This is a genomic window from Nocardioides sp. YIM 152588 (genome assembly GCF_040191335.1).
Taxonomy (GTDB): domain Bacteria; phylum Actinomycetota; class Actinomycetes; order Propionibacteriales; family Nocardioidaceae; genus Nocardioides.
On sequence record NZ_JBEGDJ010000008.1, the window covers coordinates 105,630 to 128,772 of the forward strand.

Annotated in this window: 17 protein-coding genes; 12 read left to right on the forward strand and 5 right to left on the reverse strand. The window is 65.1% G+C overall.

The annotated features are described in order from the left end of the window. The first annotated feature begins 298 nt into the window (after positions 1 to 298). The 6 genes from ABLM29_RS06630 to ABLM29_RS06655 all read left to right on the forward strand — a co-directional run bounded on the left by ABLM29_RS06630 (position 299) and on the right by ABLM29_RS06655 (position 10,689). Positions 299 to 2,560, forward strand: coding sequence for a DUF262 domain-containing protein (locus ABLM29_RS06630; RefSeq protein WP_349713212.1), 2,262 nt, complete (start codon positions 299 to 301; stop codon positions 2,558 to 2,560). Positions 2,561 to 2,886: 326 nt separating this feature from the next. After that, entirely contained in the window at positions 2,887 to 5,829 is a 2,943-nt protein-coding gene (locus ABLM29_RS06635; RefSeq protein ID WP_349713213.1) for a sigma factor-like helix-turn-helix DNA-binding protein, read from the forward strand. Next, entirely contained in the window at positions 5,826 to 7,964 is a 2,139-nt protein-coding gene (locus tag ABLM29_RS06640) for a DEAD/DEAH box helicase family protein (RefSeq protein WP_349713215.1), read from the forward strand. The genes ABLM29_RS06635 and ABLM29_RS06640 overlap by 4 nt, the downstream gene beginning before the upstream one ends. A gap of 39 nt (positions 7,965 to 8,003) precedes the next feature. Continuing rightward, positions 8,004 to 8,168 (forward strand): hypothetical protein, encoded by a 165-nt coding sequence (locus tag ABLM29_RS06645; RefSeq protein WP_349713216.1) that lies wholly within the window; start codon positions 8,004 to 8,006, stop codon positions 8,166 to 8,168. Beyond that, the gene (locus tag ABLM29_RS06650) at positions 8,165 to 10,222 is read left to right on the forward strand and encodes an AAA family ATPase (RefSeq protein WP_349713217.1); all 2,058 of its coding nucleotides are present in this window, start codon (positions 8,165 to 8,167) and stop codon (positions 10,220 to 10,222) included. Before ABLM29_RS06645 ends, ABLM29_RS06650 begins: the two co-directional genes overlap by 4 nt. Beyond that, the gene (locus tag ABLM29_RS06655) at positions 10,219 to 10,689 is read left to right on the forward strand and encodes a DNA phosphorothioation-associated 4-like protein (protein ID WP_349713218.1); all 471 of its coding nucleotides are present in this window, start codon (positions 10,219 to 10,221) and stop codon (positions 10,687 to 10,689) included. The genes ABLM29_RS06650 and ABLM29_RS06655 overlap by 4 nt, the downstream gene beginning before the upstream one ends. A 63-nt stretch (positions 10,690 to 10,752) precedes the next feature. Here ABLM29_RS06655 and ABLM29_RS06660 read toward each other — a convergent pair whose 3' ends face one another. From ABLM29_RS06660 to dndB, 5 genes are read right to left on the reverse strand one after another with little or no spacing between them, the layout of a single operon-like run. After that, positions 10,753 to 12,201 (reverse strand): DNA phosphorothioation-associated putative methyltransferase, encoded by a 1,449-nt coding sequence (locus tag ABLM29_RS06660; protein WP_349713219.1) that lies wholly within the window; start codon positions 12,199 to 12,201, stop codon positions 10,753 to 10,755. Beyond that, a complete protein-coding gene (gene dndE, locus ABLM29_RS06665) occupies positions 12,198 to 12,593 on the reverse strand; it encodes a DNA sulfur modification protein DndE (protein WP_349713220.1) in 396 nt (131 codons plus the stop codon). The genes ABLM29_RS06660 and dndE overlap by 4 nt, the downstream gene beginning before the upstream one ends. Further along, complete coding sequence (dndD, locus tag ABLM29_RS06670; RefSeq protein ID WP_349713221.1) at positions 12,590 to 14,569, reverse strand: DNA sulfur modification protein DndD; 1,980 nt, start codon at positions 14,567 to 14,569, stop codon at positions 12,590 to 12,592. The genes dndE and dndD overlap by 4 nt, the downstream gene beginning before the upstream one ends. Next, the gene (gene dndC, locus ABLM29_RS06675) at positions 14,566 to 16,140 is read right to left on the reverse strand and encodes a DNA phosphorothioation system sulfurtransferase DndC (protein ID WP_349713222.1); all 1,575 of its coding nucleotides are present in this window, start codon (positions 16,138 to 16,140) and stop codon (positions 14,566 to 14,568) included. The genes dndD and dndC overlap by 4 nt, the downstream gene beginning before the upstream one ends. Next, the gene (gene dndB / locus ABLM29_RS06680; RefSeq protein WP_349713223.1) at positions 16,137 to 17,294 is read right to left on the reverse strand and encodes a DNA sulfur modification protein DndB; all 1,158 of its coding nucleotides are present in this window, start codon (positions 17,292 to 17,294) and stop codon (positions 16,137 to 16,139) included. The genes dndC and dndB overlap by 4 nt, the downstream gene beginning before the upstream one ends. A gap of 90 nt (positions 17,295 to 17,384) precedes the next feature. Between dndB and dndA the strand changes: the two genes are divergently transcribed. The 6 genes from dndA to ABLM29_RS06710 form a co-directional block, all read left to right on the forward strand. After that, entirely contained in the window at positions 17,385 to 18,572 is a 1,188-nt protein-coding gene (gene dndA, locus ABLM29_RS06685) for a cysteine desulfurase DndA (protein ID WP_349713224.1), read from the forward strand. A gap of 15 nt (positions 18,573 to 18,587) precedes the next feature. Next, a complete protein-coding gene (locus tag ABLM29_RS06690) occupies positions 18,588 to 18,959 on the forward strand; it encodes a histone-like nucleoid-structuring protein Lsr2 (RefSeq protein ID WP_349713226.1) in 372 nt (123 codons plus the stop codon). 128 nt (positions 18,960 to 19,087) lie between these two features. Continuing rightward, positions 19,088 to 19,549 (forward strand): hypothetical protein, encoded by a 462-nt coding sequence (locus ABLM29_RS06695; RefSeq protein WP_349713227.1) that lies wholly within the window; start codon positions 19,088 to 19,090, stop codon positions 19,547 to 19,549. Between the two features lie 4 nt (positions 19,550 to 19,553). Then, the gene (locus ABLM29_RS06700) at positions 19,554 to 20,243 is read left to right on the forward strand and encodes a cell wall protein (RefSeq protein WP_349713228.1); all 690 of its coding nucleotides are present in this window, start codon (positions 19,554 to 19,556) and stop codon (positions 20,241 to 20,243) included. A 3-nt stretch (positions 20,244 to 20,246) separates the two neighbouring features. Then, on the forward strand, positions 20,247 to 21,857 hold the full coding sequence (locus tag ABLM29_RS06705) for a M23 family metallopeptidase (protein ID WP_349713229.1): 1,611 nt from the start codon (positions 20,247 to 20,249) through the stop codon (positions 21,855 to 21,857). Positions 21,858 to 22,084: 227 nt separating this feature from the next. After that, the coding region (locus tag ABLM29_RS06710; RefSeq protein WP_349713230.1) for a CHAP domain-containing protein at positions 22,085 to 23,143 on the forward strand (1,059 nt) is incomplete at its 3' end.

Consider the following 23,143-nt stretch of genomic DNA (forward strand, 5'->3'; position numbering starts at 1 on the left):
GTAGTCAAGTCACCACCGATCGCCCCTCCGGCCGGCGGTGGTTCGGGCAAGACAATCGCGAACTCCGCAACGGCGGTGACGGGCCGCAACCTGTGGGCGGCTCACCTAGAACAACGACCGGGCAAGTCTGGCTGCGCACACTCTGTCCGTCAGGTACTCGGGCACCCGCAATGCGGTTGCCGCCTTCGAGCGTCAGGCGCTGGCCACAGGCGCGGCGAGCCATCAGGATCCCTTCTCGCGCAACCAAACATCGGCACCAGCTCCTCAAGAGCCCAGAAGGAACTGATACACATTGGCCATGCCAGCACGAGCGAACCGCAAGTGGTCGCGCGAAGAGACCGTCATCGCCTTCGATGTCTTCCAGCAGCACGGACCTGCAAACAAAGCAAGTAGCGAGGTCGTCGAGTTGAGCAACACGCTTCGCACCTTGGCAGAGGACCGGGGCGAGGAGATCACGGACAACTTCCGCAATCCGGCGGGCTGCGCAATGAAGTTGGGTCACTTCCTGTTTGTGACAACGGACGGGAAGCAAGGACTGTCAGGGCACGGCGCCATGGACCGCGAGGTGGTGTTCCGGTTCCGACACGATCCTCTCGGTCTCGAACTCGCTGCTGCTGCCGCGAAGGGCGGGGAGGCGCTTGCGCCGCAGGAACTGCCGGTCGAGCTTCCCGCGGGTTACTGCACCGACGATCTGGCAGCTACACCAGACACGACTCTCAAACTGGTCTCCACGCCACAGATCGCCGGGACACCGATCGTTCAGCCAGCCCTCAAGCCGTTGGGCGAGATGTTGAAGAACGATGCTCCGTTCACAATTCCGCGATACCAAAGGTCGTATTCATGGACCGAAGACGAGGTCATTGATCTCGCCAGGGACGTCCGGTCACTTGCTGTCGGCGTGAGCAAGGGGGAGACCCCACAGCACTTTTTCGGCGGCGTCGTACTCGTCCAAGACCCTGCGATGGGTGGCTGGAATGTTATCGACGGTCAACAGCGGCTAACGACCTTTCTGATCACCACCGCGCTGCTCGCCGCAGCCTTCGACGAGCTCGCCTACCGCGCGAAGGCGGCTGGAGACAATGCCACCAGCACGGCAGCGACACGCAACGGCGCGCGCTTGCGCGAAGACTTCGTTTGGATCAACAAGTCAGATCCGCTAACTGGCGCGCTGGACGAGTGGCCGCGCCTCTCGCCAACCCCGATCGACCACGTCGTCTTCCAGAAGCTCCTCAAGGGTGAGGCGTTCAGGCCCACTCGCGACAGCCACGAACTCCTCCACACGGCGCGCGAGCTCCTCTGGAAGGAACTGTTCAGCCCAGTCTTCGCGGAGGGAGCGAGCGAATCGTCGCGACTGCGGGCACTTCTCACTATCCAGTACGCCCTCTTCAACTCCTCCATCGTTATCCAGTTAACGGCGTCGAGCCTGCAGACGGCGTACAAGTTGTTCATGGTCCTAAACGACCGAGGGATGCAGCTTTCGGAAGGCGACCTACTTCGAGCCGAATCGCTAGAGGCTCTCGAAGGCCACCCGCCCGAGCAGACCCTGGCGGCTGCGGCGTGGGACGAGATCTTAAGTTTCCGGGCTTCTACAGTGCAGGGGTTCCTCCGCGCCTTCTACCCAAGCGTGGTCGGCGACCGAGCCGACATCTGGGAGCTCGTTCGGGATTACCGCGTCAATGTGCTGAAGTTGACGTCCACCGCCCTCAACGCAGCACAAGCCGCCGACCTTCGCAACCTGGTTGAGCAGATGCGCGACGAGATCGTCCTCTTCGATCGAATCAATCGCGCTGAGTGGCCCTACGCATCAAGTTCGCTGAGTATCGGACAGACGGTCCGAATCCGACGCCTGGTCAAGACGCTCAAGCACGAGCTCGCGCACCCACTGCTTCTCGCGGGGGCAGCGAAGATGAGCGAGAAGCAGTTCCTTGACTTGGTGATCACGTTGGAGCGGTTCGCGTTCCGTTTCAAGAACGTCGGTGGCGGGCATCCCGACGCAGCCGCCCGTGTCTACTACCCCGCGGCGCGCGGCATACGAACGGATGCGAAGTGGAAACTCGACGCGTTGCGGAGCAAGCTCCATGATCTTGCCCACTCGACGCTCCCAGATAGCGAACTCGAGGAGGCACTCGCCCGGCAACTTCGCTACGACAAGGCGGGCCAGCGGAACAACGTGCGCTGGTTCCTAGCCGGTCTGGAAGACTTCCACGGCTGGCTGACGACAAAGGGAAAGCGAGACACCGTGCCATCCCCTGACACGACCTCAGTTGTCGACGCCGATGCCGCAACCATCGACCACATCTATCCGCAGAACGCGGACAAGGCTGACGTCGATGACGCCTTGGAGCCGTTGAAGCATCGGGTCGGAAATCTCGCGCTGCTCGAGGCGAAGGACAACTCAATCGCGGGAAACACGATGTTCAACAAGAAGAAGCTCATTTACGAGAAATCCGCCGTCCGAGAGACGTCAGCGCTCGCCAGCAAGAAGAGTTGGACCGCCGTCCACGTTGTCAAACGCGAATCCGACCTGATCACCAAGGCGCTCTCCCTGCTAGATCTGTAAAGCGCGCGTCAGGCGCGCGGATCATTGTGTCCCGCCATTGACACGGCGGGCGCACAAGGTCCATAGGAGCCGCCCCCTTGGAGCGATCTCGAGACCACTCGCCTCGACCGTCTTCACCTCGTGGACGCGTGGTCGCGGTGTCGTAGCCCCTGACTTCAGCTCCGTGGTGTCCGCTGTTCTGCGGGACTCGCGGCGCCTCCGCAGGTACATGAAACCCCGTCGAACCGACGGACAGGATCCTGCAAGAAACCGATCCCGCCGGGCCGAGCGTCGAGCATGTCGGGGGTATCCGATACACAATCGCTGACTCACAGGGAGGGTGAACAGTGGCTACCACCGGCTACATCGAGTTTGAAGACCGCGCACCTCAGACCTGGGGTGATGCCTTTCCGTGGCTCGCCGGCGCCGCCGGCAGCGGCGCCGCGCCATGGTGGAGGCTGCCAATCGGCGATGCAACACCGGCTCAGCGGGGGCAGTTTCTGGCGCAGATCGCCGAATTGGCGATGCAGCGATTGACCCGATGGTCCATCGGCCAGATCTTCCCGGGTCTCCCAGCGGAGCTTGACCTTCAAACCCTGGATGGCTTGCCCCGACGCGCCGCGCTGGTCCTCCGTCGCAACCGATGCGAGTCGACCGCGGACCTGATGGGTGTGCAGCTCGATGACCTGCTGGGCTGGTGGCAGATGGGCGTCGGCACGACGGACGCCCTGCTCCAACTGTTGGCGGGACTCTCGACCTCGGCACCGACCCCTCGCGTGACGAGCGGTCCGAGGCGGTCGGTCGATGCGAACCCGACACCGGACGACGCATCACAGGGCAGCGACCAGCCCGACCAGACAGACGAGACGCCACCCTCCGATGGACAGAGGTCTCCCGCAGATCTCGCCGAGGGCGACGGACTGCCGCAAACATTCGATTCCGACGAACTGCATCAAGCGTTCGATGACTTCCTCAGCCGGATCGATGACCCCACTCCGTCGAGCGAACCGCTGACCGGTGAATCGTCCGCGCCAGCGTGGCGGGCGGAGGGCGGGTTCGGGAAGGCGAAGGAGACGGTCAAGTCCGACCGGTCAGGCGAGACAGACGCTTTGCCCCGTTGGTGCGACGTCTTTCCGTGGATCCCCGAAGCGTCCCAGATCACAACGTTGCCGTGGTGGGATCTCCCCATTGGCCACCCCACCTCCCGGGAGCGCCGTGAGGGCACTGGCCGAATCGCCAAGATGGCGATGGAACGGCTGGATCACTGGACAGTCGCGCAGCTCTATCCGAGCATTCCGGCGGACCTCGATCTCACCGAGGTAGGGAGCCTTCCTACGCGGGCAGTCAACGCGCTCACACGGCACCATTGCGCTCGCTCGAGCAGCCTCGCTCACGTCACCGTCCGGGAGATGCTCGAGTGGCGTGCAGTGGGTGTCGGCACCGTCGAGGCGATCCTTCGGGTACTGGTCGAACTTGCGGTCGAGCCCCCAACTTCGGATGCCCTGACATTGCACGTTGCGACGCAGACCCCCATCGGCGGCCACACCGACGCCGTTCGGTTGCCCAACTGGGTGGCTTCTCTCGTTGAGGACTTGGGGATCATCGCGACCTGGTTCGGAACCGTCGGGCACCCGAGTCAGCCGCTGCTGGGGAATGAGCTTCCTCCATCGACACCAGCCGACGTCGTGAAGGCGCACCTGCGAGTTCGCGAGCTCACGCCTGGTGACATCCTCACAACGGCCGAGGTTGAACTCGATATCGCAGCCCATTTCGACGCTGCCCTCGAACTCCTGGAGCCGCGTGCCTGCGAGGTCCTCAGGGCACGGCTGTTCGCGGACGAGCCCGCGACGCTAGACGAGATCGGGCGCCGGCAAGGAGTGACGAGGGAACGAATCCGCCAGATCGAGGGCAAAGCACGCGGGACCTTGTTGTCGTCCATGACCGAGGAAGGACCGATCGCCGCGGTCGCGGAAGCGGCGCGAAGCATCATCGGTACGATCCGTCCTCTCGACGACCTGCTCACGCTGATTCCAGCACTGGGTCGCACCGTGGAGTTGGCTGGCCAGCCTGCGTGGCGAGTGCTGGACCGCCTGGACGATGTCTACGAGATTGAAGAGGGGTGGTGCGTCGTGCCCACCCTCACGGCTGCTGCGGAGGCGACCGCAGCCCAGCTTCAGGAACGGGCCGACCAGTACGGCGTTGTGCGCCTAGAGGAACTCGACCTCGTCGAGGGCGCCGACCCCGCCGCGCGCGCCTCTTCAACGCTGCGCTGGATCACCGAACGTGGCTATTTGGTCGACCGCGGACACGTCCTGACCCGCACGGGGTCGGTGAATGACTATGCCGCGGCGATCCTGTCCATGCAGGGCGAACCTATGAGCGCTCAGCAGATCGTCGATCGATTCCAGGTTGAGCGCTCGACCAATTCATTGAAGAACGCCCTCAGCATCGACGATCGCTTCGAGCGAGTCGATCGTGACAGCTGGGCCCTCCGCGAGTGGGGCATGGAGGCGTACGGGAGCATTCGGTCCGTGATCCGCAGGGAGCTAGCTCAGGCTGGCGGCGCCATCGGAATCGATGCGCTGGTGGAGCGCATTACGGGCAGGTACTCCGTGTCGGCAAGCAGCGTGATCGCGTATGCCAGCAACGCGCCGTTCGAACTCCGTGGTGGGACCGTGCGCGCGGCCGGCACGTCCCGTGAAGCACGGAAGACTCCCGAGCAGACTTCACGCTTGTACCGCCGCCCGAACGCGTGGATCTATCGTGTTCGAGTGACCCACGACCACCTACGAGGCAGTGGATCGACGGCACCTGTTGCAGTCACCAGCCTTCTCGGGATGGAACAGGGCGACAAGGCGCTACTGCGCTCGCGGCTGGGCGACCAGGCCATCCACTGGAGCGGGTTCCAGCCGGCGTTCGGCACGATCCGCCGCTTCCTCGTGGACGCCGACGTCGCAGCAGGAACCGAGGTCTTCCTGGTGATCGGTGATGATCGAACCTTCGACGTCGAGGTGATCGAGGGCCCGGATGGCAATGCACTTCAGTCGGCGCTGAGGTTGGTGGGCGCTCCGGAAGAGACGTCGAGTGAGGCTGCTCGCGCTTCCCTGGCTACTGCCATCCGGCTTCCCACCGCCACGCCCATCGTGAGCATCATCGGGGCATACCGTGACCGTGGAGATAGCGATGTGGCCGAGCTGCTGACGGGCGTTCGCCGAAGTCTTGCCGCAGCGGACGGGACACCAGCGGCCGTGGAAGAGCCCGCGGTCAACGACATCATGGATCTCCTGTGACCGATCAGCCGGTACCCACGGGGCTACGCGGGCTCCCGATCAGATCGCGCTATCGATCAAGTGTTGGAGACGTCGTTCAGGACTTCTACGTCCCGATGTTCCAGGTTGCCACCAGCTATAGCCGCGCTGTGGGGTACTTCACCTCGACCAGCCTGGCACTCTACGCCCGCGGGCTCGAGACCTTCGCCGAGCGCGGCGGGACCATGCGATTGATCGCATCACCTCAGCTCACTGAGGACGACTTGCTCGACATCGAGCGCGGCTATGACCTGCGGGCGGTCCTCTCTCGAGCCACCGAGCGCGTGCTTGAGGCCGAAGAGCACCCGGCTGTGCTGGACGGCCTGGGCCTGCTGGGCCGGCTCATCGCCGAGGGCCGGCTCGACATCAAGCTCGCATTCGTCAACCGGCAAGGACATATCGGGATCTACCACGAGAAGCTCGGCATCTTTCGCGATGCGGTGGGCGACCTCGTGGCATTCACCGGCAGCAGCAACGAAACCCACGGCGGGCTCGCGGCCAACTTCGAGTCAGTCGAGGTCTACCGCGGTTGGATCGATGGTGATGGCGTTCGAGCGATCAACCTCGAAGAGGACTTCGAGCAGCTGTGGACAGACCAGACGCCTGGGCTCAGCATCGAGGACTTCCCCGACGTCGCTCGGGAGCGCCTCATCAATCTCGGCCAAGAGCGAACGAATGTCCTGTCCGCCCAGGACGACGCGCTAGCCACATCAGCGACCCCTGCGGACGAGGCTGCGCGCCTGGCTATCCCCGATTGGCTGACCGTACGCGGCTATCAGCGCGACGCCATCGAAGCGTGGCTGGGAAACCGAGGGCGCGGCATCCTCAAGATGGCGACTGGCACCGGAAAGACCAAGACATCGATGGTCGCAGCTACCAAGCTGGCTGGGGTGCTTCAGCAACGCGAGGAGCCATTGGTGATCCTCATTCTGGCGCCGCTCCAGCACCTGGTCGACCAGTGGCTGTCCGAAGTCGAAGGCTTCGGCCTCCGACCGATTCCGGTATACGAGTCCAGCCAGCGGTGGCTTCCGATGGTCGAGGAACAACTTGCACAGAGTCGCCTTGGACAACGCCCAGTGGTCGCGATGGTCGCTACGAATGCGTCGTTCGCCGGCGCAAAGTTCCAGGCAATCCTGTCCCGCATCACTCAGCCAATGCTGGTCATCGCGGACGAGGCACACAATCTAGGGTCCTCACGCTACCGGTCCGCCCTACCAGCGAATGCGACGTACCGGTTGGCGCTCTCCGCCACACCGGAGCGATGGTTTGACGACGAGGGCACCGACTCGCTCATCGAGTACTTCGGCCCCATCATGTACGAACTCGGCCTCGGTACCGCAATCGAAATGGGAGCGCTCTGCCGATACGTTTACCGTCCCCGCCTCGTCGAACTCAATGATGGCGAGACCCAGTTGTACGTCGACCTGTCCGCGCAGATCGCGGCGTGCATCGCGAACGGCGAGGAGCTCAAGGACGCAGATCCAAACTCTCCGCTCGGACAGCTACTACGAAAGCGATCCGGAGTACTCGGGCACGCCGCTGGCAAGCTGGGGATGCTTCGCGACGACCTCGCAAACCGTTCGGACGCCTGGTTCCAGCTGGTGTACTGCGCCGAGGGGACGCGCCCCGCCCCTGCGGGTGAGCCCCCAGGACCCAACCAGCTTCGGGAGGTGATGGACGTGGCGGGCAACCAGTTGGGGCTTGCTGCCCACTCCTACATATCCGAAACCCCCCGTGCCGATCGGAAGACGCTGCTCCGGCGCTTTGGAACCGGAGACGATCTCCGCTTGCTGGTCGCGATGCGGTGCTTGGATGAGGGTGTCGACATTCCCGATGCGCGGATCGGTTACCTGCTGGCTAGCAGCAGTAATCCCCGCCAGTTCATCCAGCGGCGGGGCCGGCTACTTCGTCGGGCGGACGGCAAGGTCCATGCGGAGATCCTTGACTATCTGGCGGTGCCACCGGACGGTGCTCCGGTCAACTTCGAACTGGAGCGACGACTCCTGGCGCGGGAGCTTGAACGGGCAAATGAGTTCGGCAAACTCGCCGAGAACTACGAGGCCACGTTGGAGTTGCTGCGCCCGTTGAAGGACCGATATCAGCTCATGCATCTCTAGGCAAGAAGGACGGATGGAACAAGTGGGAGGAAAGACCGAGTGAGCGGCACAGATCGCACGGAGGAGCAGGTGGTCCTGGCACTCACTGCCGAGGAGCGCGCGCTGCTCAAGCGAGTCTTGGAGATCGAGCGAGCCAAGCTTCACGTCAGTCGCTATGAGGCGACCGACGACTTGCTCGCCGCGGTGAAGGAGATCATGCCGTGAGACTGCACTCGATCGCTCTTACGAACTTCCGGCAGTTCAAGGGCGAGCAACGTTTCGACCTGCGCTCCGACGCTCTGAAGCCGGTGTCGCTGCTCTTCGGCGCCAATGGGGCTGGAAAGACGACCCTGCTCAACGCCTTCACCTGGGGTCTCTACGGATCGCTGTCGGCTGACGTCGAGCACCAGGAGCGGCTGGTGACGGACAGCGTGTGGCGCGCCACGGCCACCGGTGCGTCCGCAGAGGTGAGCGTTGAGATCGTCTTCGACCATGAGGGCGCGACCTACCGGGTGCTTCGTAGGGCGAGCATCCGCAAGGAGGGCGACCACCAGGGCAAGGCTTCTCCAGAGGTGCAGCTCTGGACGACGAAGGCTGACGGTTCCTCAGAGATCGTCGGCGCACCCCAGGAACGGATCCTGTCGTTCCTCCCTCGCAACATCAGCCGGTTCTTCTTCTTCAACGGAGAGCGCATCGAGAAGCTGGTGGAGAAGAGCGCCTACAGCGAGGTACAGCAGGACATCAAGGTTCTGCTGCGCTTGGAGCAGGTCGAGCGCGCTCTGGATCACCTGCCCAAGGTCGACCGCAAGCTGACGGCAGACATTCGCAAGCACGGTGGCGACAAGGCGAGTGAGATTCAGATTGCCATCGACCAGCTCCGGGAGCGCGAGTCGGATCTCCGCGACGAGCAGAAGTTCCTGGAGGGCGACCTTGCCACGCTCAACGAGGAGCGGGAGAGCGTGATGGATCTGCTTCGGCAGCACGATGAGACGGCGCCCATCCAGCAACAAAAGGACGCTGCCGACAGGGAGCTGTCGGTTACGCGCGTGGCGTTGGAGAGTGCGCTCAGTGAGCGCGCGAACCTGATTGCGACTCGGGGATTCCTGGCCTTCACTGACGAGCTGGGTGAGGCGACCAGCAAGATGGCGGAGGCCCTGTACGAGAAGGGCGCTCTCCCTGCGCCGCTGAAGCGAGAGTTCGTCGACCAGCTGCTCGATGAGGGCACTTGCATCTGCGGCACGGCGCTGGCAGAGCACAGCGCGCCGTGGCAGCACGTCACCGAGTGGCGGCAGCGTGCGGGGCTGCAGGCGGTGGAGACCGCGTGGCAAAGGCTGAGCGGACAGATCGCCCCGATCGCCTCGGCCAGGTCGGACCTGCAGGTCGGGCTCGGGACGGTGATGAAGCGGATCGGTGACCTTCGGGACCGAATTGCCGAGCTCGAGGAGGTTGCGTCGGAGCTGGAGGGGAAGCTGCGTGACAGCCGCCGGGACGACGCTCAGGCCCTCGTGTCCAAGCGCATCGATCTCGAGAATCGGCACGGCGAGAAGCAGCGGCGCATCGGGGGTGTGGCGAACGAGCTGGAGCGAATCACCCGCGACATCGACCAGAAGGTGAAGGAGCGCAAGAGCGCCGAGGTCACCGATGACCTTGCCGCGAAGGCACGGGCGCGCTCGGACATGGTTCAGAACGTGCGCAAGGCGCTCTCGGAGATTTTGGAGATTCGCTCCGAGCGAATGCGGCAGCGGCTCGACGCGGAGTTGAAATCGGTCTACAAGAGCATCACATACAAGAACTATGTTCCGGCGCTCAGCGAGTCCTTTGAGCTGACCCTCCATACCAACGTCGATGGCGTCCAGCTGCCGGTTGGCAAGTCGACTGGTGAGAACCAGATCCTGAGCCTGAGCTTCGTCGCGGCGGTGTCCAAGCTCGCGCGGGAGATCCACAAGGAGAGCCGGGCCGAGGGCGAGGCCACCGAGGACGCCGGTACATACCCGATCGTCATGGACGCGGCTTTCGGGTCGCTCGATGAGAACTACCAGGAGGCGGTGGCCCGCGCCTTGGCCCAGATGGCCCCGCAACTCGTCGTGTTGGTCAGCAAGAGCCAGGGTCTCGGGAAGGTGGTCTCGGAGCTCACGCCGTTTGTGAGTCATCTTGGCGTCATTGAGGCCCACAGCAGCCTTCCGGGCGCAACCGACGAGGACATCGAGCTTCGCGGTTTCGAGCACCCGTATATCCGCCACGCCGAGACTGACTACGCGCTGCTCAAGGAGATTCTGTGATCACACCATCGACCGACGTTCGTGTCCGCCGTCCGCAGGAGCACGAGCGCCTCATGGTGGAGCTCCGGGACGAGGGTGGATTTGGGACGTTCCGTGACATCTTGCTGCTCGGAGCTGCAGTGGGTTACCGCTTCAGCAGGCGGGTCGGGTTTTCCGAGAAGGCGGGTGACACGATTCGCTACGAGACTATGACCGCGCCGGCGTTCAGTGAGGCGCTCATCAACATGATCGCCGCGAACGTCGTCACCGACGATCCTGAGATCATGGATGGGGAGCGGATCCAGGAGCGCATCGTCATCTTCGAAGAGTTTGCCAATGGCGGACTGGAGTACATTCAAGAGCAGGTCAACGTACGACACCAGCCTGCAGCGCTGGTCGTCGGTGATCTGGTGGCCGAAGCCCTGAGCGGCAGCGGGGGAGCCACGGCTGCCTCGGTCGAGGAACTGCTCGGCGGAGTCAGCTGGTAACCCCTCGGGTGGATGGCCCCTCGTCCGTGTGACGGGGGGCCATGGGGTATGCAAGACGCATCGCTAGGCTCGCTTGAGGCGATGCCCCTGCAGGTGCACTCCAGCTGCTTCGAGCGTGGACTGCCAACCCTTCTGAGTTCCGATTCGTTCCGGATGGGCGTAGAGGTTCGCGCGGATCTCTGACCGGGTGAGGCGTTCGTAGAGTTGCCGACGGGGGTGCTCAGCTCCAACGAACTCTTCCTTGCGGTGCAGCAGGGGCGGGTTGTCGGATTGGCTGTAGTCGCGCCAATCGACAGTGAGTTTGCGGAGGTTGACGGTGATGGCTGACCGGAGCGTCGGATGGGGGTCACGCTCGAAGGTCGGGTAGGTGAGGTAGGAAACCTGCGGCTCGGTCACGGATAGTTTGACGAGGTTGGCGCTCGGGATCGTACCGGCGAGGGCGCGCGCGCATCCCTCGTAGACCTGGAGTACTGGGGGGATCTCGGCGATCGCAGATCGGTGGACGTAGAGCGCGCTTGGTGTCTGCTTTCCGATCTTTGAGCTTCGTGCGTTGACGTACAGCATTGCCTGGTCGCCGCAGGCGAGAAGCAGTCGATCGGCTTGGCGGCAGGCGTCCTGGTAGGTCCCGAAGAGGCTGCGGATGTCCGTGGTGAGTGATTTGTCGAGTTGGCTGAATCTGGGTCGTCGACCGAATCGGGAGAGTGCGATATAGATGAGCAGCTCGGCCCGGCGATGGGCGCTAACACGCTCCCAGTACTCGTCGGTCGTGACCTGGCGGATGAGGCGCTGAGCTCGTCCGACGCTTCCAACGGCTTCGACGATCCCCGTGACAGCCCCGGGTTCAAGTTCACCTTGCTTCGGTGCGCGAGCGTGTCGCTGCATGAACTCAAGGAGTGGGGCGATAGCAGCTTCATTGGCGTCGTACTGGGCTTGTGGGTCGATGGTGATGCGCGGGCGGTAGGTGTAGACGCGGGAGGCGAGGAAGCTCTGTGCGGCTGCTTCGTCTCGGAAGAGGTAGAAGATGCCTGGGGCTGCGGCGTGCGGTCGGACTCCGACCGTCTGCTGGATCCACTCGGCGAGTTCGTTCTGCTCGTAGAACTTCTGGAACGTGCCTGTCCGCGTTACCAACCCGTCTCCGAGGGGGCGGCCGGAGAGGTCTCGGGCATCCCAGGTCATTCTGGCCGACACTATGAGGAGGTCTTGCGCCAGCGCCCATGCGGCGCGGAGAACGTCGGCGCGCTCGGAGCGTGACTCGATGACGTTGAGGACGTAGCCGAGGTTGACCACGGATGCGGGCGTGCGAACCCCGTCGGGTCGGTGGGCCGGGTCCCAGCCATCGGCTGAGTAGCCGAGGGTGCGGAGGTGTCGGATGTCGTCGCCTTTGCCGCAGCCGTAGTCAAAGACGGAGGCGTCCGCTGCGAGTAGGCCGTCGGCGGAGGCGGTCGCCATTGGACGAGACAGGCTGCCTCTTGACAGCGCCGTCTTGTGGCGGGCGACCACCTCGCCGGTCATGCCGCGGGCGGCTCCTCGCTGAGTCCGATGGTTGCGAGCCCAACAACGTCGGTCAGTCGAGGGTCGCCCACGAGGTAGCCGATTCCGCGGTGGAGGTGGAGTCGGAACTGCTGGGCCAGGGTGTCGTCATCGAGCGGGAGCCCGTCGTTGTGGCAGCGCATCCGTACCAGTGCCCAGAGCACGTCGCCGATGTCGCCGCCGAATGTGCGCCAGCTCATCTCGACGTTGCTGTCGAGGGTCAGTTTGATGGCCGGCGGGGGTGCCGGTTCGGCGAGGGATCGGCAGAGCGCCCAACGGCACAGGACGTTCCAGTGTTGAATGCCCGTGCGGCGCTTGAGGGTGATGAGTTGGTCGCGGGCTTGTTGGCTGAGCCGGACGTTGTCGAGTGTCATGCCGATTCCCAGAAGTAGTCGTCTTCGACGTGGGTTGCGTTGCTGCTTTGGTCGAACTCAAGGCGGTAGCGGCGGCCAACGTGCGGCGCGATCCGCCGGAAGGCCGCCTCATCGATTTCCGTGTCCGTGGAGAGGAGTACGACCTGATGGCTGGCGTGCGGGAAGTAGCGATCCAGCAGGTGCGCGCGATGTTCTCCGTCCAAGCGGCCCAGCGGCGTGTCAACAACAACCGGCAGCGGCTGTCCCGCTGCACGGGCCAGGCCCCAGAGAAGCGCCACGGCCAACAGCTGGCGCTCGCCGGCGGAGAGGTTCTTGGCGGGGAGCTCCTGGCCGTCCGCGCCGGTGAGCGCCACCGTGTAGGTGTCAGGGTCAATCTCCACGCCGGTCACCAGGTTGTGCTTCCGGAACAGCATGCTCAGAGATTCGAGGATGAACTCGGAGATGCGAACTAGGTGCCGGCGGGTGGCTTCGAGGCGCAGGAGATCCAGCGTTGCGCGCACCCTGTCGGCGTGCTCGACGAGCCGGAGGTCGTCTTGTGCGCCCAGACCCGCTTGTGCTGCCTTGTCCAGTGACGCCTCGTATGCGTCTGACGCCCTAGTGCGGTCAGTGCGGGCACTTGCGAGCATCTCGCTCGCGACGGTCAGCGCAGCTTCTGCCCGCAGCAAGGCGTCCCGAGCCTCTTCACGTGCGCGTCCGAACGGTGCGACGGCTTCGGGGTCTGGGATCGCCGCCAGAACGCGCTCGGCCTGCTCACGCTCGGCCTTGAGGTGCGTACGCTGATCGATCGTCGTCTGCAGGCGCTTGCGACTTTCAGGAAGCGTGGACGTGAGCAGGGCCTCTAGGCCGTTGTGGTCTGCGAGGCTTGCGATCTGTCGGGTGTTCGACGTCGAGCGACGCGTTTCGACGTCGGATGAGAGGAAGGCATCGACGAGGTCGATGACGTCCTGCGCGACATCCGCCCGGATCAATTCTTGCTTGAGGTTCTCGTCTCGGCCTGCCATCGCATCGACCACAACGCTGTTGCGATGAGCTTCCGCCTCAGTACGCACCTGGCCTCGCAGCTGGCCAAGCAGTTCACCAAGCTGCAGCAGCGGTGCGGACTCAGCCAGTTCGTGGCGGATCCCTTCCTCGCAGCGCGCGAGCGTCTCTCGCACGGTCGCAGCATGGTTTTCTGCGATGTCACGTTGCTCCAGGAGATCACCGCCCGCCGTGCGATACGCCTCCGTCGCTTCGTGGAACAGCTTCTGGCAACGCTCGAGTTCGGTTAGCCGAGCGGCCTCCGCCGCTGCAGCCGCTTCCTCCGCTTGACGGCAGGTGGTGAGGAGCTGCTTCTTCTCATCGACGCTCTGCCGGAGGCTCTCGGGCACCTGTGATCCCCGATGACGCCGCTTGAGGACCGAGAGGTCGGTCGCCAAACGCTCAACGAGGTCGAGCCCAAGTAGCGCGGAAAGGGCAGAGCCCAGCACCTCCCGGGAGCGCTCGAGGTCGGCGAGGGCTTCGATCTGCTCGCCGTCGAAGAAGAAGAGGCCAGCGATACCGCGTGGGAGGAACGTTTCGACGTATTCGTTCCAGGTCGATGTCAGTGACTTGTTGTGTTTCCCGTCCACCGACACGAGGAGGATCTCCCGGATCGAGGCGCCAGTGGCCTTCCAACTGCGGCGAACCCAGTAGGTGTGCTCCGAGCCTTCTTGGTGGGCGGTGAAGGTCAGTTCGATAGCGGCGCCTTCAGTGGCCGGGACGCCGCGGTGGATCAGTCCGCGGAGGTACTTGTCGTATCCCCCGGACCGACGCCCGGTGGTGGGTGCCAAAGCTCCGAAGAGCGCGAGCTGGATCGCTTCGAGGATCGTGGTCTTGCCAGCACCGTTGAGTCCGCCGATGAGCACGATCGGCTTCGATTCGGACGGCGGCGTCAGGTTGATTGTCTGCTTGCCGGCAAAGGTGCCGACGTTGTGGAGAACGAGACTGTTGAGGATCACGAGGTGGGCTCCGAGATAGGTCGTACGTAGCCGTCGGCGACATCGAGCGGATCGGGATCCTCGCCGTCGGTGTCTTCGGGCGTCCGCTCCATGGCCGCCTGGCGGCTCAGCGCGCGCGCCTTGGCGTCGTCCTCGTTGTCGTAGAAGCCCCGTCGCAATGCCTTCTCCAGGGAGTCGAAGAGGCCCGCCCGCCGTACCTGTGCGCGGTGGCGCTGCTCGATGTCGAGCAGCTCCCGAACCAGTTCAAAGTGGGGTCGGTCCTCCCCCGCCACAGCACGGAGCGAGTCGATCATGTCGGCGCCGAGGGGCAGGTGTTCGTCGAGTGGGCCGCCCGGGTAGGGCTCGCCGGTGGCTTCCTGGAAGATGCGGGGCAGGCTGTCCTCGAATTCGTGCTTCTCGACGACCCAGATGCGCCGGATCTCCTCCAGCTCGGGGAGGGTGATGAGGTCGATCGCTCCGACGTAGTCAGGGCCGATCTCGCGTACGAGGGTCTGCACTTGCAGGAGCTTGGTGAGCCATTCCTCCCGCGCCGTCTGGGTGTACGGGCCTGGGATTAGCTCGCCCCGGAAGAGCTGAACCGAGCCATTCATCCGGCGGAAGTCGCGCTTGTCACGGTCGTTGATCAGTGACCGTGTCCGTCCGCTGGCGTCGACAACATCCTCACGGGGAACCAGCTCGTCGCGGAGGTCGATGAGCGGGCGCATCCACTCCTTCTCGTCATCGTTTTGAACCATCGCGGCCATCGACTTGTCCTGCTCGACGAGGGTGCAGGTCCAGCAACCGAATCGACTATCACCGCAGCTCGGCGTACTTGAGTCAACGACCAGCGGGCACTCACCGTCGGAGGAGGCACCTTGATACATCGTGAGGAGCTGCTTGTTGGAGTAGCCCCACGGGTTCGGAGACTGCATGAGGAAGGTCCACACGTCGTCGTTCGACCAGTTCTCGACGGGCGAGTAGACGAGTGCGTTGGGAAGCGAGTCGTTGGGGCTGAGCAGGTCACGAACACGCCGGGACTCCAGGGCCGACATGCGAGCGTGGCGGCCGGAGCTTTCAGCCTTGCGCGTACCGAGGACCAGGATCGCTTCGCCGTGTGACCGGACCATCTCGCGGATGAACGTGTTGGAGGGCTTGATCTTGAGCCGTTCGGTGCACCAGCGGAACTTGGGCCGGGGCGCGGGGTATCCACGGCCGATCAGGTTGACCCAGAACGTATCGGTGACGGCTGGGGTGAGGCGGTGGGGCGTGAGCGGAAGTGTCTGCTCGACGGCCGCGGACTCCATGACATCGAGCGAATGGGTCACCCACGCTGCGACCACCGGATTCTCGACGAGTGTGTCGGTCGAGATGACGTGGACGGGCTTGGTGCGCTGATTCGGCTCCAGCCCGGCGAGGGCAAGCCAAACGATCTGCAGCGTTGCAGTGGAGTCCTTGCCGCCGGAGTAGCCCACGACCCACGGAACACCATCGGCCAAGTAGAGCTGTTGCGTCTGCGCAACGAGGGCTTCGATGGTGCCGGCGAAGCCGAGGTCGTCAAACGCGGACCGCGGACGGATCGTCAGGTTTGTCACTTCGTCTCTCCTCGTGCGAAGGCGTCCTCGGCACGTTGCTCATCTGGTGGGAGGGGCATACCTAGGACCGTGCGAATGTGGGCCGTTGTCAGGTCGACGTTGCGTCGGCTCTTGCTGACGTTGCCGCCGGATGTGGCGCGGCCTTCCCAGGTTTCGTGGTTGCTGCGGTGCCAGTCGATGTCGCGCAGCGCGGTCAGGGTCTTCTCCCATGTCTCCGGGATCTCGGAGTCGCGCAGCAGCGAGTTGCCAACTCGACCCAGGGCGTGCAGGACGATGCTGTGGGTGTGGATGAAGTCGCGGCGTACCTCACCGGCGGTCACTTCGCCGCGGAACACCTGCTGCCACAGCGGGAACTGATCAGCGACCACCCTCCAGTAGTCCGAGGCCAAACCCGCGCGTCCCGCTGGATCATCTGGGCGGATCTCATCGAGAAGCGCGCCGGTCGCGGTGTGGATCGCGGACAGCGTGAACAACTTGCGCGACCGCTGGGCGAGACTGCTGTTCTCCATGTCGGTGACGTCACGCAGGAAGGGTGTCTTTGTCACGACGGTTCGGGTGAGTTCAGCCATCGGATCGCGGTGGTCATACAGCACACCGATCGAGGGCGCGGGTCTGATCGCGTGCCGATTGAGGTCTGCGAACATCTGCTGGCACCGCGCGAGTCCGACGTCGATGAACATGACGATGGCGATCGTCTCGTCGCCAAGTTCTGGATTCTCCGTGAGGGCTTGCTGAATGGCCGCCCGCCGATGCTGACCGTCGTTGATGACGAAGGTCGCGGACATGGGGATCGTGAGCTGACCAACCCGGTCCGCCGGCCCGGCACCATCGACGAGTGGCTCGAAACGCACCTCTGCGTTGACGCTTGCCGTGAGGGCGGAGAAGACGTAGCTGTCCGCGTTCTCAACGATGTAGCGGGCGATCTCCGGGACCCGGTTGCGGTTGAGCGAGCGCTGCGCGCGCATTTCCGGGGGGAGCTCCTCTTCGTTGAAGAGGAACAAGCGCGGGATGATGCGGAGGGGACACATCGTGACGAAGTACTCACGACCTGCCTGGATGCCGCGGATCGCAGGAAACACGTACTCGAACTCGCCGCCGCGAGAGGCACCTGGCGCCGAGGGCGGCTGCTTGGACGCCGATCCCTCCTGTGCCATGCCCACAGTCTTGCATGTTCGGACCACATCTCCGAACACCACCCCGAGTGAATCCAAACATTGTCCGTACACGCCGGTACGCTTCCAAACATGACCGTAGCGAGCACCCCCGACATCAACGCCCCTCTAGCAGGCGGTGCGTCCCGGCCGGTCTACCTGGACTACAACGCAACGGCGCCCGTCGACCCTCGTGTGGCCGAGGAGGTGCTGCGCTTCCTCACCGAGGAGTTCGGAAACGCGGGCAGTCGCACTCATGGCTATGGCCAGGTTGCCAAGCACCGGGTTATTCGCGCGCGGGAGGAGGTCGCGGCGGCGGTGGCTGCCAAGCCGGATGAGGTGATCTTCACCAGCGGCGCGACCGAGAGCGACAACCTCGCGATCCTCGGACTCGCCGCACACGGCGAGGCGGTCGGACGAAGGCACATCATCTCGACGCAGATCGAGCACAAGGCTGTGCTCGAGCCCCTTGAGGTTCTGTCCGAACGAGGGTTCGAGGTTGAACTGATCGCTCCGGAGCCGGGTGGCTGGGTCTCGCCCGAAGCCGTCGCCAGCGCGCTGCGTCCTGACACGCTGCTTGTGTCGGTGATGGCAGTCAACAACGAGACGGGCGTCATTCAGCCGATCGAGAAGATCGCACAGGCGCTCGAGGGCCACGAGGCGTTCTTCCATGTCGACGCCGCGCAAGCCTTCGGGAAGTTGGTCGCGCCGCTTCAGCACCCTCGTGTCGACCTGATTGCCGTTTCCGGCCACAAGATCGGGGCCCCGAAGGGCATCGGCGCACTCGTGACCCGACGGCGCGGGTACCGGCGTCCGCCGCTGGAGCCCCTTATGCGAGGTGGTGGGCAGGAACGTGGCCTGCGGCCGGGAACGCTGCCCGTCGCGCTCATCGCGGGGCTGGGAACCGCCACCTCGCTCGCGCTGGAGGAAGCCGGCGATCGAATGGCAGCCGCCGAGCGGATCAAGGTTGAGGTGCTGGCCGCGCTCGCCCCGCTCGGTGTCGAGGTCAACGGCGACCCCGACCGCACAGTTGCGACGACGGTCAACGTGTCGATACCGGGAGTGGACTCCGAGGCAGCTATCGTCGCGTTGAAGGACGTCGCTGCGATCTCCAACGGCTCAGCGTGCACCTCGCAGAGTTACGAGCCCAGCCATGTTCTCGTGGCTGCCGGACTCTCAGAGGATCGGATTGCGGGCGCGCTCCGACTGTCATGGGGGGCTGCGAGCACGGTGCCCGCCGACCTGATCGCAGAACGTCTCCGCTCGTTGATGCATAAGTAGCGTGGAGGCTTGAGAGTGGCGATTCGTCGTCAAGTGGAGATTTCGTCGGACCTCAGCAGCGCGCCGCTGACAAGCGACGCCGCGCCTGTGCGTTTCTCCCTCGATGGAACCCACTACGAGATCGATCTCACCGCGGACGAGGAACGGACCTTGCGTGCCTGCCTGCAGCCCTACTTAGCTGCGGCTCGGCGCAGCGGACGCCAGGACAATCAGGCGGCCGGTCCGACTGCGACCGCGCCCGAACTGCGCGCGTGGGCGGCGGCGAACGGATACGTCTTGCCCTCCCGTGGACGCATTCCGGACTACGTTCGCGAGGCGCACTCCGTTTCCGAGCGGAGCGCCTCCGTGGCCGGCATCCTGGATCTCCTCGAACCCGTCGGCCCCTAGGATCCGTCGCCACACGCGGCGCGCGTTGCGCCGCATCGGCAGCGCAGCCTGGTATTGCGCGGATTCCGTGTCCACAGGGCAGGCCGTCGGTCACCACCGCCGAGGCCGCGCCGGGATCAACTGCGGACATGAGCCGGCTCATCTTTCTGCGTCCCGACCAGGTTGCCGCGTTGCCGCGGTCTCAGCGGGAGGACCGCGTCAAGCTGCTAGTGGAGCAGTCACACGCCATTCTGAATCGCGCAATCGAACGCCATGTCCTCGCCGATGGTCGGGCGGTGGCAGGCACCGTGGTTCTGTTCTCCGGCGGCAACGATTCCACCGTCCTGGCCCACCTCTTCCGGCCACACGCGAGCCACGCTGCACACGCGAACACCACGATCGGACTCGAGGCGACCAGGGAGTTCGTACGCCGAACGTGCCGCGAGTGGAGCCTGCCGCTCATGGAGTTCAAGCCGCCGAACCCGGCGGACCACTACGAGACGACGTTCGAGCGGGTGCTCGCGGAGATGACCCGATTCCACGAAGCCGCCCAGGCCGGCCGGCCGCCGAAGCCCCCGCGCCTAGCCAGCGTGCCTCCAGTGACGGGCTGACGTCATGCTCCGCCCCCGAGACCAACAGTCGGTACGCCGACGCCGGATCGCCCTGGCCACGACCGCCCTCGCGGGCGTGCTCGCCGCCGTCACGATGGGCATCTGGCTGAGCCAGGGCTCCGAGACAACCGCCACGCCGCTCGCTCCCCCGTCGTCCGCTCTGTCAGCGTCCTTTTCAACGGAGACGACGGAGTCCGTGGCCGCGGCCGCCGACCTTGAGCAGCTGCCCGCGACCAGCGACCCGCAGGAGTTCGCCGAAGCGGTTGCGTCCGCGGCCTTCGCCTGGGACACCAGCAGCTCCTTCCCGCTGACGGACTACACCGGGCGGCTGCTGGCGGTCGCCGACCCGACCGGCGAGTCGGCGCCGGGTCTGGCGGCCGACCTGGCGGCGTACCTCCCCAACGCCGCGGCGTGGTCGCAACTGCGGGAGTACTACACGCGGCAGTGGCTCGAGCTCTTCTCCAGCAACGTGCCGGACCTGTGGGACCAGGCGCTCGTAGAGGCTGGCGACGGGCTCGCGCCGGGCACGTCGGCGTACACGATCCTCGGCGTCCGGCACCGCGCCGGAGTGTGGGAGGGCGAGCCGGTGACGTCGGCCCACGCGGTGGCGTTCACGGTGTTCGTGGTGTGCGAGCCGACGTACCCGACCTGCTACCTGCTGCGGTTCTCACGGCTCGGCGAGCCCCTGGAATGATCGATGCCCAAGTTCGCCGTGGGCATCGGCCTGCTCGTGCTGCTGTTCGGGCCTGCCTCCTGCCTGCTCGCGGTCGCGACCGTGATGAACCCGGCCGCACAGGCCTCCTGTCTCGCGCCGCCGCCCTTGAGCGTCGGCGCGGTGCCTGGTCAGCTCACCGCGACCGCGGCGGACGGCACGCGGGTCGCCCTTAGCCGAGCTCAGCTGATCAACGCGGCGACGATCATCGACGTCGGGGCCAAGACGGACGGCATCGGCCGGGACGGGATCCGGATCGCGCTGATGGCGGCGCTGACCGAGTCGTCACTGAAGGTGCTCGCCAACACGGGCGCCTACCCGGAGTCCGCCCGGTACCCCAACGACGGTGACGGCGGCGACCACGACTCGCTCGGCCTGTTCCAGATGCGGCCCAGCACGGGATGGGGCACCGTCGCGCAACTGATGGATGCCGGCTACCAGGCGCGGGCGTTCTACGGCGGCCCGACCGGGCCGAATCGCGGCTCGCCGCGCGGCCTGCTCGACATCCCTGGTTGGGCAACGATGCCGCCTGGCGCGGCGGCGCAGGCGGTCGAGGTGTCCGCCTACCCGGATCGGTACGCGAACTTCGCGCCCGTCGCCGATGCAATCCTCGACGCCGTCGCCGTCGGATCTGGCGGTGGTAGAGCGGGCGCATCGACGTCGGAGGTGGTGTTCCCGCTCCCGGCCGGCACGTGGCGGCGGACCAGCATCTTCGGCCCGCGCGCTGACCCGATCACCGGTGACTTCACCACCCACACCGGTGTCGACTACGCCGCACCGTTGGGTACGCCGATCCTCGCCGTCGCCGCCGGGCGGGTGGCGTTCGCCGGCGCCGTCTCCTCCGGGTACGCGCACCTCATCCTGATCGAGCACCAGGTCGGCGGCAGGACCGTGGCGTCGGGCTACGCGCACATGTACGCCGAGGGCGTCGATGTCCGTGTCGGTCAGAGGGTCGCGGCGGGGCAACGGATCGGCGCCGTCGGCTCCGACGGGAAGTCCACGGGCCCACACCTGCACTTCGAGATCCGGCCGGGCGGCGCCGACAGCGCGGCGATCGATCCCGAGCCCTGGCTCCGGGAGCATCGTGCGGGCAACCTCGACGGCGCGGCGGCCGCCTCTGACGCGGCGGCGGACTGTTCGCAGGAGGAGCCTGCGCCGCAGGGTCCCGCGCCGGCGTACGACGGCGGGCAGCCGAACCGTATGGTCGACGACCCCACCAGCTCCGGCCAGATCACCGCCCGCACCGCCTACGTACTCGCCCAGATCCGGCAGAGGTTCTCAAATAGCTCCTGGGCGTGCTGGCGGGCCGGCGACAGCCGCTCGGAGCATCCGAAGGGTCGCGCCTGCGACGGTACCTTCGGCAACGCGATCGGCCAGGCGGCTACGGGCGCGGCGCTCGAGTTCGGGTGGCGCGTCACCAACTGGCTCAGGACGAACGCCCGGACGCTCGGCGTGGAGTATCTGATCTGGCAGGGCCGGATCTGGTCACTCGCTCGCGACGCCGAGGGCTGGCGGTCCTATGACGGCGGTGGGATGCACGACCCCACCTCGATCACGGGCGCCCACCGAGACCACCTCCATGTAACGGTCACTTGAAAAAGTCCGAACTTGCATCCGCTTGAAAACGACTGGAGCCAAGAACGTCCGAACGGGCTGGACTAGGCCACGAGGCGCGCAAGCGCCCAGGTCACACGAGCGTAGAGCGAGACAGATGCATTCTCGGCTTGGCGCCCATCGCCGGAGGCTAGCGTTCCTGGGAAGTACACCATCGGGAACGGAGCAAAGCTGCCGTGAGTACCGGACCTGCTGCCCGCCTAGTTGGCATGGTCGTCGCCGGCTTGTTGATGCTGTCCGCCGTCGCCCCCGCCGCCCAAGCCGCGCCGAGTGGTTGGGCCTGCTACAGCCTCGGGGATCAGGCGTGTGTGAGCGACTACGGTTACGCCGGCCAGACGACCTGGGGCTATGAGGTCGACGACCACGGAAACAACTGCACGACCTACGTCGCCTTCCGTCTCTCGCAGCGCGGAGTTGAAAACCCAGGGAATCTCGGCAACGCGATCGATTGGGACGAAAACGCCCGAGTGGCTGGGCTCTCCGTGAGCCCAGTGCCGTCGGTTGGCGCGGTCGCCCAGTGGAACACTGGTACCTACGGCCACGTCGCGTACGTCGATTGGGTAAGTACTGACGGAACTCAGATCGCTGTATCCGAGACCGGGTATGGCGTGCCTGGCATTCCCTCGATGAGCGGACGCAGCGTCCTTAACAAGAGCGGAAGCGGGCACTCGGGCCCTGACGCGTCGGCTGGTTGGCCGGACAACTTCATCCACTTCGGTGGCGAGCAGGCTCGGCCGCTCGTTATTGCCCGCATCACGAAAAAGAACGTCCTGTGGGCGAAGACGAACCTCGACGGAAAGTGGAAGAAGCTCAAGCACAACGTGGCCGAGGCCAGCGTGGCAACCGACTCGGTCAACGGCCTCTACGTGATCGCCCGCGGGACCGACGGCGTCCTGTGGGGCAAGCACAAGATGAACGGCGGCTGGAACAAGCTCAAGCACAACGTCGCTCAAGTCTCCGCCACATCCGACCCCGTCAACGGCCTCTACGTGATCGCCCGCGGGACCGACGGCGTCCTGTGGGGCAAGCACAAGATGAACGGCGGCTGGAACAAGCTCAAGCACAACGTCGCTCAAGTCTCCGCCACATCCGACCCCGTCAACGGCCTCTACGTGATCGCCCGCGGGACCGACCGCGTCCTGTGGGGCAAGCACAAAATGAACGGCGGCTGGAACAAGCTCAAGCACAACGTCGCTCAAGTCTCCGCCACATCCGACCCCGTCAACGGCCTCTACGTGATCGCCCGCGGGACCGACCGCGTCCTGTGG